11 protein-coding genes and 2 pseudogenes are annotated in these 12,303 nt (G+C 67.8%); 6 read left to right on the top strand and 7 right to left on the bottom strand.

Going from position 1 to position 12,303, the window contains the following annotated elements; all coding sequences use genetic code 11:
- Positions 1 to 363 precede the first annotated feature (363 nt).
- The gene (locus ABZX75_RS31355; RefSeq protein WP_355416616.1) at positions 364 to 1,071 is read left to right on the top strand and encodes an SDR family oxidoreductase; all 708 of its coding nucleotides are present in this window, start codon (positions 364 to 366) and stop codon (positions 1,069 to 1,071) included.
- A gap of 373 nt (positions 1,072 to 1,444) precedes the next feature.
- Here the strand turns inward: ABZX75_RS31355 and ABZX75_RS31350 are convergent, their stop codons facing one another.
- Entirely contained in the window at positions 1,445 to 1,858 is a 414-nt protein-coding gene (locus tag ABZX75_RS31350) for a hypothetical protein (RefSeq protein ID WP_355416622.1), read from the bottom strand.
- Between the two features lie 202 nt (positions 1,859 to 2,060).
- Between ABZX75_RS31350 and ABZX75_RS31345 the strand changes: the two genes are divergently transcribed.
- Positions 2,061 to 3,251, top strand: a complete 1,191-nt coding sequence (locus ABZX75_RS31345) for a hypothetical protein (RefSeq protein ID WP_355416613.1) — start codon at positions 2,061 to 2,063, stop codon at positions 3,249 to 3,251.
- Positions 3,252 to 3,598: 347 nt separating this feature from the next.
- A complete protein-coding gene (locus tag ABZX75_RS31340; RefSeq protein ID WP_355416610.1) occupies positions 3,599 to 3,751 on the top strand; it encodes a hypothetical protein in 153 nt (50 codons plus the stop codon).
- A 922-nt stretch (positions 3,752 to 4,673) separates the two neighbouring features.
- Here ABZX75_RS31340 and ABZX75_RS31335 read toward each other — a convergent pair.
- The 4 genes from ABZX75_RS31335 to ABZX75_RS31320 form a co-directional block, all read right to left on the bottom strand.
- The gene (locus tag ABZX75_RS31335; protein WP_355416607.1) at positions 4,674 to 4,826 is read right to left on the bottom strand and encodes a hypothetical protein; all 153 of its coding nucleotides are present in this window, start codon (positions 4,824 to 4,826) and stop codon (positions 4,674 to 4,676) included.
- A 581-nt stretch (positions 4,827 to 5,407) separates the two neighbouring features.
- Positions 5,408 to 5,689 carry a hypothetical protein gene (locus tag ABZX75_RS31330; RefSeq protein ID WP_355416604.1) on the bottom strand — a complete coding sequence of 94 codons (282 nt, stop codon included), beginning with the start codon at positions 5,687 to 5,689 and terminating at the stop codon, positions 5,408 to 5,410.
- A 260-nt stretch (positions 5,690 to 5,949) separates the two neighbouring features.
- The gene (locus ABZX75_RS31325; protein WP_355416601.1) at positions 5,950 to 7,326 is read right to left on the bottom strand and encodes a hypothetical protein; all 1,377 of its coding nucleotides are present in this window, start codon (positions 7,324 to 7,326) and stop codon (positions 5,950 to 5,952) included.
- Positions 7,327 to 7,485: 159 nt separating this feature from the next.
- Positions 7,486 to 8,367 (bottom strand): ATP-dependent DNA ligase, encoded by an 882-nt coding sequence (locus ABZX75_RS31320; protein WP_355416619.1) that lies wholly within the window; start codon positions 8,365 to 8,367, stop codon positions 7,486 to 7,488.
- Positions 8,368 to 8,837: 470 nt separating this feature from the next.
- Here ABZX75_RS31320 and ABZX75_RS31315 point away from each other — a divergent pair, with 470 nt between their 5' ends.
- Positions 8,838 to 9,290, top strand: a complete 453-nt coding sequence (locus tag ABZX75_RS31315; protein ID WP_355416599.1) for a hypothetical protein — start codon at positions 8,838 to 8,840, stop codon at positions 9,288 to 9,290.
- Positions 9,291 to 9,442: 152 nt separating this feature from the next.
- Here the strand turns inward: ABZX75_RS31315 and ABZX75_RS31310 are convergent.
- Positions 9,443 to 9,644, bottom strand: a pseudogene (locus tag ABZX75_RS31310) (IS630 family transposase); the annotation flags it as partial.
- Positions 9,645 to 9,800: 156 nt separating this feature from the next.
- Between ABZX75_RS31310 and ABZX75_RS31305 the strand changes: the two are divergent.
- Positions 9,801 to 10,532 (top strand): alpha/beta hydrolase, encoded by a 732-nt coding sequence (locus tag ABZX75_RS31305; RefSeq protein ID WP_355416596.1) that lies wholly within the window; start codon positions 9,801 to 9,803, stop codon positions 10,530 to 10,532.
- A 983-nt stretch (positions 10,533 to 11,515) separates the two neighbouring features.
- Here ABZX75_RS31305 and ABZX75_RS31300 read toward each other — a convergent pair.
- The gene (locus tag ABZX75_RS31300; RefSeq protein ID WP_355416593.1) at positions 11,516 to 11,710 is read right to left on the bottom strand and encodes a hypothetical protein; all 195 of its coding nucleotides are present in this window, start codon (positions 11,708 to 11,710) and stop codon (positions 11,516 to 11,518) included.
- Positions 11,711 to 12,016: 306 nt separating this feature from the next.
- Here ABZX75_RS31300 and ABZX75_RS31295 point away from each other — a divergent pair.
- Positions 12,017 to 12,295 (top strand): annotated as a pseudogene (locus ABZX75_RS31295) (tyrosine-type recombinase/integrase); the annotation flags it as partial.
- Between the last annotated feature and the right edge of the window lie 8 nt (positions 12,296 to 12,303).

Below are 12,303 nucleotides of genomic sequence, written 5' to 3'. Positions count from 1 at the left end.
CGCCCGCTCGGCATCGGACAGCACCACCGGCGGAATCTTCGGTCCAGGACGACTCACACCAGACCAACGACGAATCTCCGACTCAGGACACTAGGCCGTTTCCTACGGATCACCTAGCCGACCAGCTGAAGGTGGCGGCGAGGTAGATGGTGGCGGTGGTGTCGTATCGAGTGGCCAGATCGCTCCACTGCTGAGTTTGTTGATACAGCGTTTGACCGCGTTGCGCTGCTGTCCTGCCGTGGCGGTCCGTGAGGACTACGTCCAAGGCCGCAGCCCGTCTGCGTCCCGGGCCTGATCCCTGTATGCCGAGCAACGGCATAACGTGCTGCCCAACTCGGGATCGTCCGCATAAGAGGAGAGAGCATGAGCACCGCCGCACCGGTAACGCTGGTCACGGGCGGCAACAGGGGCATCGGCCGCGAGACGGCGCGCCAGCTCGCCGGACTCGGTCACTCTGTCCTGTTGTCCGCCCGCCGTCCGGAGGACGCCGAACAGGCGGTCGCCGAGCTGACCTCCGGAGTGCCCGGCAGGCTGCTGCCATGCCGACTGGACGTGACCGACCCCGACGACATCCGCGTCCTCGCCCGTCGCGTGGAAGAGGAGTTCGGGCGCCTCGATGTCCTCGTCAACAACGCGGCCATCAACTACGACACTGATCAGCAGGCTGTCTCCACCGACCTCGACAAGGTCCACCACACCCTGGAGACCAACCTCTTCGGTGCCTGGCGGACCGCACAGGCGTTCCTGCCGCTGCTGCGCCGATCACGCCACCCCCGCGTGGTGAACGTCTCCAGCGAATCCGGTTCCCTAGCACTCATGTCCGGCGGCACCCCCGCCTATGGAGTCTCCAAGGCCGCCCTCAACGCCCTGACCCGCAAGCTCGCCGACGAACTGCGCGCCGAGCGGATTCTGGTCAACGCTGTCTGTCCGGGATGGATTGCCACCGACATGGGCGGCCCGGGCGGCGACTCCGTCGACCAAGGTGCCGCCAGTGTCGTCTGGGCTGCCACCCTGCCCGACTCTGGCCCTACCGGCGGTTTCTTCCGGAAGGGCGAACCCCTGGCCTGGTAGCGGAAAGGCTGATGGGCCTGTCTTGGCCGTTTCTCCGGGTCATCTCGCCGACCAGATGAAGATGGCGGCGATGTGGAGCCCGGCGAGGTAGATGGTGGCGGTCTTGTCGTAGCCCGACCACACCGACGAACTCGTGTCGCATAATCGTCCCCACGGCTTTCGTCACGGTCACGTGCGCTCCCTTCGGAGGAGCACAGACCAGACGAAGGCCGCCCTAACATCCGCTGAACTGGGAAACGCTGATCAAGTTCGAACCGCGTCGCCGCAGACCTAGCCAGGGCTCTGGTCTAGCAACCCCGTAGAAGCGCCTGCTCCAACCCTCGGTACAGGCACCCCCTTCGGCACCGATCTCAGCTCGCAGCATGCCGCCGGATCACGATCGGGGCCTGTAGTAGAACTCGCAAGCCAGGTCGACGTGGTTGCCGTCATCCAGGCAGACCTTGATTTTGGCAGCCCCGCCCGGAACATCGGCGGGAACGTTGAGAGTGAAGCTGGCCGTCTGGTTGCAGATGACGCTCGTGCCGCGGCTGCCCAGTTGTTTTCCATTGGCGTCGTAGGTGTACATCCAAGTCGCCCGGCATCCGCTGGAGCTGATGGCTCGGTGCTGACCGGCCAGAGTGACCGACCGGTTGTACCAGGTGGCCGTGCCCATGGTGTAGGTGGCCCCGTAAGGGACATGGATCCCCGGGGTGGTGGGGTACTCGACTGCCTGCGCGCTCGTCGCCGGCAGCCCGAGGAGCATGCCAGCCGTCAGAGTCGCGGTGCCAAGGCCGGCAACCATCTTCATACGGCGCACACGGTCTCCCAGATAGAGAAGCGGAAACACAGAAGAAGCCCATTCAGCCTGACCAGGGGACACCAATACGTCTACGGACTATCCAGCCACATCAATCCGCGAGTCCCCAAGTTCGAGCTGCGTTCGACAGCGAACGTTAAACGCAAGTTCAGAACCTGTGTTCCGGGGCCTGGGGTTCTGCCACTCTGGGGATATGGCCTTACAGATCTCGTATAGGGGCCTTCGGCTCGGTACGGACCTTGAAATCACCGTGTACTGGTTCCCCCGGGAACCTGACCGGCCGGCGGACTACGTCCCGCGCGTACTGGGCGCGGGGCGCACATCAATGCCCAGAGACGTGGACGTGAGCGGCACGCCCGAGGAACTCGCCTCTTGGACCACCGCCGCCGCCTTGTTCGTGGAGCAGATCGCCTACGCGCAAGAGGAGTTGAGGAAAGCTCAGCGGCGGATCCGGCGCCGCTGGGCAATGACGGAGCGACGGAGGCGGGTGAAGTTTGACGACGCCGACGCATCCTTCGAGGAGCGGGTGCGGCCAGCGGTGGCGCTCTACCAGCCGGTCCGAGACGTCATCGAAGCGCGCATCGCAGAGCAGGAGGCTCACGCGCGCGAAGCAAGCAGACGCGCTTTTCAGGAGAAAGAGCGCCGGGGGATGGAGGCCGCTGCCCGGTTCAGGGAGTGGGAGAGCCGGCAGGAGGTGGCTGACCGTCCGCTGTCCGACGGGCTCAGCCCCCGCCAGATGGCAGCGAGAGGGGACAGCCCCACAAACTGGCCCCCCGAAATGCAAGCGGCAGTGGGCGACCTCACCGCGTGGTGGGCGGGTGTGCGCGCGTCAGTCCGCAACAGGCAGGCGCGCGCACAAGCCGTACGGAAAGTCGCCGAGGCGATCACCAGAACGGCCGCGGCACTGGAGGAAGCGGGCAGACCCGGCATCAACACCATCAAGGCGAACCCCGAGGAAGTGCTCTGTGGTTGGTGGATCCGCTTCAACTGGTCGGACCTGCCCGACACCACCCGTCTCCGGACACCGCCGGACGTACCGCCCGGCTACATCGACGAGAAGGGATGGCTCTACGACCTGTTCCTGCCCTCCGACGAGATCTTCACCGTGAACAAGTCCGGCGAGTTCGGCTTCGCGTCGGAACTCAGGTGGAGGCGACCCGGGGGTTATGGCTATGAGTACACGTGGTCCAAACAGAGCACCGAACAGTTCACAGAAAGCCTGATCCCCACCGAGATCATCGCCGTCCGGGCACTCGCCGGCAACGATCATCTGACCTTCCCGATGACCGACCACGCCGACCCTGACGCGTACGTGCCGTACGTCGAAGCCGTAGCCGAACGTGCAGCGGCCCACTTCCACGCCCTGATCCCAGGTCAGCGATAGGAGGCGCCGCCTGGCGCGCCTGCAGGCCAGGCTGACCGACTGCGTCTGCTACGCCAAGCCCGGGATGCTGGCCGTGTGAACGGCGCCGATATTCTCCACCCCCAGCGTCACGGAATGGGTCATGGGGATGGCGGAGTTGCGCCGTCGTCCCCATGGGGATGACACACCTCCCCCGAGCCGGAGGCGTCGGAGGAGATCCTTACCGTGGCCCTCAGCGCCGTACGGGAGGACGAACGGATTGGGTACGTGCAACGCCTGGAGCGTTCGCCAACCGGCACCGAGGGCGCCTTCAGGAGCTGCTGCGCGCGTACGGCCCGGGCAGCAAGCCCGCCTCGCACGGCCGGTACATGCTGGCCGGCCAGCCCGAAAGCCTGATCATCTGCGAGCGCATGGAGATCGCCCCGTTCCCCCTCCGTGCCCGATGGGACGCGTCGCTGGAGGAGCTCCTGCTGGACGACCTCGAGTTCGCCTGGGGGCCGGCCACCCGCCTCAGCCGCTGAACCTCTGGAGCAGACATCGACGGGCCGCACGGAAGACTCCGTGCGGCCCGTCGCCGTACCCGGGTCAGGGTGTGTCGCCGACGGCTCAACTCGGTGAACTGGGCGTTCCGAGAGGGAGACCCCGCTGGCGCTGGCGCTCCTCCCTGCGTTCCCCGAAGGTCATGAAGGGCCGCATCTCGCGGGGCATCAGCATGATGGCGTCGAGACAGGACTGGGCATCGCTAGCCGTCAGAGGCTCCAGCCATTCTTCTCTGTGCAGCATTCTCCGCACGTGAAGAACAATCCGCTCGTCCTCGGGCAGCCCGTACGCCTCCTGCGCAGTCGTCAGGTACGGCTGTGCGTCGGCGCAGGGTTGGGCGTGGTCTTGCACCAGTGTCTTGACCTCCGGGTAGGTCGCGCCGCTGACGCTCCACCCACAGATCCGGCAGGTAGCGGTAGTTTTTGCCCTGCCTGAGCAGGACGGGTCAAGAGGCCGCTGCCGGTGCTTCCCCTTGCCGTTGCGCGGGCACTTTGTGCCATCCGCGTGTTCCGCGGTGAACACGCCGTCAAAGTCTGCGGGCCGGTCCAGGTAAGGGTCGTCGCCAGCGAACCCGGTGGCGTCGTATCCGCTGGGGTATCGGTCTGCTGGGGCAGCGGCGGCAGTGAAGGCTCACCGAGAGGACCCGGGCGTCAGCTTCCAGCGCAAGGTACCGGCCGGATCCGGTGGTGTCGACGACCCGGTGGAGAAGCAGCGCCCGGCGTTCCAGATAGGCGAGGCGTTCCGCCACTCCAGCCTGACCGTAGTACTCGGCGTCGTTGAGCAGGCCGACCAGTTCGGCGGCCAACGACGTTGCCGGGCGGCGGTTGCCGCTCTCAATGCTCACGACTCGTCAACGATCCGGGCCCGGCGGCGATACTGACCCGGCTCATCCGGCTTCACGGTTCACAGCTGGGCGGCGTCATCATCGCGGCCGCCACGCTCGCCGCCGGCTATCTGCTCGGGCGTCTGCGTAATTGGGCGGCCGATCAGGTCCGCTTCGCCGGGCCGTGGGTCCGGAGCCACGCTGGCCGCCGGGCCGTCGTCGTCCTGGACCACGTCGTCACCACGCCGCGTGCCAGCGGCAACGCAGGCTTGCCCAGGGTCACCTTGGGCTTGCCCACGCCGTCGGCGGGAGGCGTACCCGGGCATCAGGGGGCTTGCCCGGGGCGGAAGTGGGCCCACCAGCCGCGGGCCATATCGAAGGTCGTGGCTGCCGGCCTCTCGGGCAAGCCTGCTCGCCGGTGAGCTTGCCCAGGGAAGCCTTGGCCTTGCCCCACCGGGTGACCGAACCCGTGGCCAGTCACCCGCATCTGCGTGACCGGTCCGCCATCGGCCATCGGCCCAACCACAGCTCAGCGGCGTGACCGACCCGTGCAACTCCCCGTGGGAGATCCGGTCACCCGTAGCTGGGCAGCTGATGGCCGGACGGGAACAAGGCCATCGCCAGCACATTCCCGAGGCCGGTGAGATGCGGCCACAGCAGCTTGACGCCGCGGGCGACCCGTGGACCACCGTGTCCGGCCGACTCCGGTGTCGTTGTCCCGTGGGCGTGCACGATCCGTCCCCCGCGGAGCGCCCTGAGGGGCCCCAGCCTCCCCCCGAGCTAAGGCTCCTCACTCCGTTCAAGCGGGCAGGACTCAGGCGCAGACGAGCCGGTCAGCCACGAGCCACTCGATACGTACTCCGCGCCGGATGAGCCGGGCGATGCCGTAGACCTGGTCGGCCTGCGGCTGGCGCTGCATGAAGTACCGCAGGGCGCGGCTGACCCCGTCGCGGAGCTCCGCGTCCGTCATCGTCTCCGGCCGCTCCTGCAGTTCGTCCAGGAGCCGCCTGGCGCGGGCTCCGCGGTCCAGCGCCGCGTCGGCGAGCCGCCTTTCGCGAAGCCGTTCCGCGCGCAGGCCGTCCTCGATGTACATCATGGTGCTCTTCCTCTCTGCCCGGGCGCGTGCCGTCTCCCAGGATGGAGCCGACCCTTGACCGAGCTGGACGAACCGATTGCGCCTGCGGCTCCTCAGGCGCTGACGGCTTCTGCCCTTCACCGGGGTTCCTGCGAAACCGGCAATCCGGCATGCGGCCAGCCCGCCCGCTTCTACGCAGCCGGATGGCGATGCGACCCGCACCGGCCCCGCGGCTTCTGGGGACCCCAGGCACTCCCGCACCCTCAAGACGTCGATGCGAGTCAGTAGGCGCCGTACGGGCTCCAGCCGCGGAGGAACGGCTTCAGATCGTCGGCGCGGGGTTCGGGGGTCTCCGGGAGCCGAAGCGGCTGAAACATCGGATGGGCACGCGCCACGTGTTCCGTGGCCCACTGCATCCACTCTTCAGCCGCCGTTCGTTCCGGTCCAGGTGGAAGCGTCGTCACGTGCGCACGGGCGGCTTCCAGATAGTCGCCCAGGCGTGTCGCGCGGCGCCACGCAGCCTCCTGCGATTCCAGCTGTCGGACGCGGTAGTCCTCGGCGTACTGGTCGCGGGCCTCGGCCATCGCGGCTTCCCAGCGCAAGTGCTTCTGCCGCGCCTCCTCGACCTCGGCGAGGCGCTTGCGCTCGGCCGCCTCACCGCGCAGCCCGACTTCGTGGACGATCTCAGCGAGCTGCTCTTCCAGGAGGCGCTCCGTGCTGTCGACCCACTCGGACCCATGATGCTGATGACCGCCTCTGAGGTCGACGCGCAGCCGTTCGGAGGGTGTGTAGTCGTACCGGGGGATTGTGACCCAGGAGTACTTCTTGGCTTCCTCGAGCTCCTTGTCCGTCGCAATGTGCTCGCTTCGGTCCTTCTCCTGGACCACTCGGAACTCAACCGTCTGCCCTTGAGCTTTGATCGTGAAGTGCGGATCGTGCGGAAGCCGGCGGTTGTGCCGCGGTCCCGCCCCCACAGTGCCAGCGGCACAGGTATGGCCGTTGCGTTCGACGGCGGTGAGGAGCGCGTGCACGATCCGAAGAGCGCGTTGCTGAACCGGCCGTGTCAGCCCGAGCGGCTGTTTCACCTGCTGCATAGTCCGGACGACAGCATGCGGATGGGTAAGACGTGCCGGCACCGCCACCGGTTCCAGAACGGTCAGGCGCCACGCGGGAATGTCCACGAGCTTGATCTCGACGCCCTCACGGCGCTTCCAGTAGTGCAGCTCCTTGGTCTTCGGGATCCGTCCCGATCTGCTCGCCGAGGCGGCACGGCTGAACCAGGCATCGGCGTCAGGGCCCGACTTCAGGACCCTGCCGCCGGCTGCCTCCAGCTCCTCCAGGAGCTGATCGGTGTACGTCTTGCGCGGCTGCTGCGGAACACCGGGTGACGAAGATGGCGCCGTGACTTTGGGCAGCCGGGGGATGGGAAGCGCTCGCGCCGGGGCTTTCGGGGCCGGGTAGGTGCCATGGGCCAAGTAATGGCGCCCAGCGTCAGTCAGCACCGCAGCCCACACCCCACTGCGCCTGGATACCTTGACCAGCCCACGGTTCTGCAGGGCCTGGCAGCTGGTCTTGTAGGTGGGGGCGGTCCCTTCGGGACATCCCTTTCCGACCCACTCCAGCACCGCCAGCTGCCGTTCGTTGAGTGTCTGCTTCATGCCGTGCCTTCTACCGGTCGAGCAGTTCGGCCTGGATGCTGCCAGGGACAGAACAAGTCGGTGTGCCCTACTGAGCTGATTAGCCCGAAAGCGCTCGTGGGCAAGCCGGGGCCGGACTCGTCGGTCGGCTGCAACAGCCGCGTCCGCTGGCCGTTGTCGTCACCCCGCGGTTGCGGCCGGGCCCCCGCCGCATCGGGGCACGTCATCGACAGCCGCGTCCAGGCGCAGGCGCACGTACCGAATCGGATGCCGGTAGACGCCACCGCGGTCGACAGAGGTGTCGGCGCCGATCTCCGCGACGAGGTCTGGCTCGACGAGGATGGTGTCGAGGACGTCACGCGTGCCCCATGCCGAGGTGAACCTCGCGCCGGTCCAGGGATGGCCGACGGCGGCCGGGGTAAGGTGCTCGGCGAGCTCGCGGGCTGCGGCGGGGCGCAGCGGTACCGTGCGCCCGATGGGGCGGAGGCGGCCGGTGCGGTCGTGGCGGCCGAGGATGAGAAGTTGGGGGCGGGTGAGGGTGCCGGTGATGGCGCCGGTGATCGCTTCAGCGGTGCTTCCGCGTCGGATCTTGGTCCAGGCCCGGTCGCGGGCTCCGGGTCGGTAGCGATGGTTGAGGGCTTTGACGACCAGGCCCTCGACGCCGGTGACGTCCGTCCAGTCCTCCAGCCACTCCCGGGCCTTGGCCGGGTCGGTGGTCATCGGGCACAGCGTCCACGGGGCGGTCAGTGTGCGGGCCGTGAAGAGGACCTCCAGTCGTCGGCGGCGCTCGGCGTAGGGCAGGGCCAGCAGTTCGATGCCGTCGATCTGCAGGGCGTCGAAGGCGATGAAGAATGCCGGGCTCTTCGCGGCGAGCGCCGTGGCGGTGCAGCCGCGGGCGGCGGCCCGGCGCTGGAGGGCTTCGAAGGACAGCCGGCCGGTTGCGGTGTCCCAGACGACGAGCTCGCCGTCGAGGACCAGGCCTTGGGGCAGTTGCTCGGCGGCCGCGACCAAGTCGGGGAATCGGTCTTGGATGAGGGAGCCGCGCCGGGCCTGCAGGAGCAGCCTTCCCTCGGGACCGGCAGAGGTGAAGAGGATCGCGCGGTGGCCGTCGAACTTTCTGCTCTGCCGCGAAGCCGCTCGCCAGGACGCCAGAGCCGGGACGACTCGGCGGCCTGGGCGAGCATCGACCCGAAGGGCGGGGTCAAAGCCACTCCCGGATGGCCTCCTTCACCGCCGCTCCGGGCTTGGCCCCCGACAGCCTCCCCGGCCGGGCACGCATCGCCCGTGGATACGACCAGAGGGCCCTGCCAAGTCGGGCTCCGGAGTGGGCCGGCTTCTGCTGCGACTCCAGTAAGTCGGGCACGGCACTCCTGACAGAGCGGATTCCCACCCACCCCATATCGGCAGCATGTTCGATGACTTCTCTGCACTAGTCAAGGCGAGTCGACCGGGGGTCTCGGGAGTTACTGGGCCCTGTCCTGGCGATCACCGGAAGGCACCCGGTGGTACTTTGCTCGGAAATCAGGGAGGGGGTGGCAAAGCAGGTGGACAGGGACTTGCGGCATGCCGCTGTCGTGGCACTCGGCGAGCTCGGGCGAAGTCACGACTACCGTGACCGGGCGGATGCCGGTCACGGCCTTGCAGGCTTCGCCGACGTGCAAGAGGCTCTTGGGCTGCTACTGGAGCTCGTGCTCGACCCGCGTGACACTTTCGTCACCAGGGTGACCACGGAAGCTCTGCTTCGGCGAAAGGACAAGGTCGGGCTGTCGATAGTTGCGTCCGCACTGACCGTCGCCAGCCCGAATCACAGCGATTGGATCCACACCGCAATCGTCGATGTATTCAGCATTTTCTCCCACGACCGGGACGACGCGATACGACTGTGCGAGGAGATTTCGCAGGACGCTGACGACCGTGTTGTCCGAGGGGCTCTTCAGCTGCACGAACTCCTGGCTGAGATCGATCCCGTTCTGCGCCCCGTATAGCTCTGGTGAGAGCACAGGTAATCGACGGTAGAACTTGGACCCGTCACTTGCCCATCATTTGCGAAGCCAGATGGCAACGGCGGCTGCTCCAACGCAACCAGGGCGCACGTCGCCGCCCGGCGCAAAGGGCTCGTTTCCACCCAGCGCTGCCGTACATCGCGGACCCGGTCGTCGCTGGTGAACGACACCTCGGCGATCTCCGCCACCGCCATGCCCTGCCCTGCCCTGCCCGGACAGCAGCAGCATCTGGGCCCGCCGCCAGGTCACCACCGACCCGCTCCACCTGCGGATAATCCGCAGAAGCCGCCGCCCCTCATCATCATCGATCTCTCGGACGTGTACTCGTTCTGCCACCCGGACAGAATGACGGCCGCGCGCCGCCCGGCACAGCATTCGAACGGCGCGTCACACTGTGACTGCGCCTCCTCGCCGGCCAGCATCTCCGCGTCTCACCGCCGGGATGGCCCGCCGGTAGAGTCGGTCCGAGGAGAGTGCTGATCTGGGGGACTCATGACTGCAGCGGGTGCACCGCCCATCGTCTTCGTACACGGGACGCGGCTCAGCGCGGGACAGTGGAGCCCACAGCTCGCCGCACTCCAAGAGGACTTCCGGGTAGCCGCTGTTGACCTACCCGGCCACGGCGCCCGCTCTGCTCAACCCTGGAGCCTGAACGCGGCCACGGAGATCATCGCTTCCGCGGTGGACTCGCTCGACTGCGGACCGGCTCTGGTCGTCGGGCACTCGCTCGGCGGATACGCCTCGCTGGAGTTCGCGCGGCGCTGCCCGGAGCAGCTGCGGGGGCTGGTCCTTGCTGGGGCCAGTGCCTCAACTCGTGGCCCGTGGGCAACGCCGTATCGGTGGGTCGCCGGGCTCGTCCCTCGCATACCGGCGGACCGGTTGGCGCGGTGGAATGACCGGTTGCTGCGCCGGCTCTATCCTCCCGAGGTTGTGGATGCGACCATCCTCTCTGGCTACGCCTTCCACACCCTGCCAGCCGCCTGGGGCGAGGTTTTGGGCCGCTTTGACGCGGGTGCGATGCGTCATGTGGCGGCTCCCGTGCTCATCTTGAACGGCGAGAAGGACACCGTCTTCCGGTCCGGTGAGATGGACTTCGCCCGCGCGCATCCCCACGCCCGCGTCGAATTGATCCCGCGGGCAAGACATCTCGCGAACTTCGACGATCCAGATGCCTTCACCGATGCTGTCCGCCGCTTCGCCCGGCAGCTATCCGTTCGCACCTGAGCGCGCCAGAGTCGAGTCCACCAGGGCTGCCCGAGCCCAGTGGGACCGCGAACGCTCAGGCTGACCAAACCGCACGCTCACCGGCCAACTGCGGTGCAGTCACGATCACAACAGGGCGAACGTTGCCTGATGCGGCACTAGCGATGCGCTCGGGCCTGGGCGGCCGCTCTCGACGTCAGGAGCAGGGTGTCCCTCGCCTACGCCTGCCCGCCGTCGCCTGCGGCCGGTGGTCAGTCGTAGGAGTTCCAGCCGCCGAAGCGGGCCAGGAGCGCGCGGGAGTCGTCGATGTTCAACCCCAGGGCGGCGGCCACCTTCTCCGGGTCCTGCCCACGGGCGTCATGGGCAGGCCCGTGCGTGGTGCGTTGGGCGATGAGTTCCAGGGGCGGGCAGCTTTCAGAGCGGCGGTCGGTGCGTCCTGGCCGAGTCGCTCAATCGCCGCGGCCACATCCTGGAGGAGGGTCTCCAGTTCGGCGGGCAGGGGAACCGTGGTGTCGGCGACGTCTTCGACGTGCCGGTCCAGTCGTCCTGGCACTCCCCCGCGCCTCCCAGCCGTACTCACGGAAGGGCAGATCGCCTGCCGTCGTACGGTCCACGATGCGGGGTTCGCCCCGCCAGCCGCACGAGCATTCCCCCTGCAGGGCGTACGCCTGGGGGTGCTGCGGGTAGGTACCCCCGTCGTAGACGGACCAGTGGCGGACCTCCCATCCGAAGCCGCCGGAGTTCGAGTCGAGGAACACCGGTTTGGGGACCGTCCCGTCGTCGAGGAGCACCCCGACCCGGCCCTCGTGCGACTTCCCGTACTCGCCGGACGTCCAGATCTCGTCTTTCTCCACCAGACACCTCCGCACCGGAGCCGCGGTCACGACCCCTAACGGAGACGATCCCGCGCCTGCGGCACGGCGGTGGCAAGTACGGCCGAATCGGTCTGTAGGCCGCCGTCCGGCCCGTGGCTGGATGCCGCCTGAGGACACGGACTTATTCAGCTAACTGTGCAGCACTCCGGAACCCCCGTTGGTATCCCGCAGATGAGTGATGGCGCCCAGGCTCTTGGCGATGGCGGTGGCTTCGCTGGTCAGCTCACGCATGCCGGCTGGGTCGCGTTGGTGGGCGACGGTGTAGGCGGCGCACTGGACCAGCAGGCCTCGTTGAGCGATTCCGGCGTTCCCGAGCTCGCCCAAGGCCGGGTCGTCAGCGGCGGTCAGAGCGAGGGTGAGGGCCTGATCGTGCCATCCCGCCTTTCCGGGCGAGGACGGCCTGCTGGCGGGCCGCCTCTGCGGCGGCCATGGGCGCCCCGCTGGCGGCGGCGAACTGCCGGGCGCGGTCGGCTGCCATGCCCTTGGGCAGGTAGCTGGTGCTGGCATAGGCACGGACGGTGGAGGGGATGATGCCGAGGACGGCTCCTGCTTCCTTGTCCGTGAGGAGATCGTCGAGGTGAGGGCCTGTGCTACGAGGTGCAGGGATCGGCTTGCCTGCGATGTAGGCGACTCACCCGCCACTTCACCGCTCTGCTCGACCGGGCCGGACTCCGCCGCATCCGCTTCCACGACCTCCGCCACTCGACCGCGACCCTCCTCCTGGAACAGGGAGTGGAACTCGTCGTGATCAAGGAACTCATTGGCCACGCCCACATCGGCGTCACCGCCACCGTTTACGCCCGCGTCCGGCTCCGTCTTCAGCGCGACGCTATCGACCTCCTCGGACGCACCCTCCGCAACCCCGGGGACAGCGACGACCCACCGCTCTGCGTAGCGCCCGTCCGCTGACGTTGCCG

Source organism: Streptomyces sp. NPDC003038 (assembly GCF_040611115.1).
In the GTDB taxonomy this organism is placed as follows: Bacteria; Actinomycetota; Actinomycetes; order Streptomycetales; family Streptomycetaceae; genus Streptomyces.
Note: the sequence above shows the minus strand (reverse complement) of the source record. Positions and strands in the feature narration are given on the sequence as shown.

Bases quoted from the DNA above. Each gene is read 5' to 3' on its own strand.
- ABZX75_RS31325 (WP_355416601.1), bottom strand. From the start codon at position 7,326: ATGAAGCAGACACTCAACGAACGGCAGCTGGCGGTGCTGGAGTGGGTC.
- ABZX75_RS31340 (WP_355416610.1), top strand. From the start codon at position 3,599: ATGCTGGCCGGCCAGCCCGAAAGCCTGATCATCTGCGAGCGCATGGAG.
- ABZX75_RS31355 (WP_355416616.1), top strand. From the start codon at position 364: ATGAGCACCGCCGCACCGGTAACGCTGGTCACGGGCGGCAACAGGGGC.
- ABZX75_RS31345 (WP_355416613.1), top strand. From the start codon at position 2,061: ATGGCCTTACAGATCTCGTATAGGGGCCTTCGGCTCGGTACGGACCTT.
- ABZX75_RS31330 (WP_355416604.1), bottom strand. From the start codon at position 5,689: ATGATGTACATCGAGGACGGCCTGCGCGCGGAACGGCTTCGCGAAAGG.
- ABZX75_RS31350 (WP_355416622.1), bottom strand. From the start codon at position 1,858: ATGAAGATGGTTGCCGGCCTTGGCACCGCGACTCTGACGGCTGGCATG.
- ABZX75_RS31305 (WP_355416596.1), top strand. From the start codon at position 9,801: ATGACTGCAGCGGGTGCACCGCCCATCGTCTTCGTACACGGGACGCGG.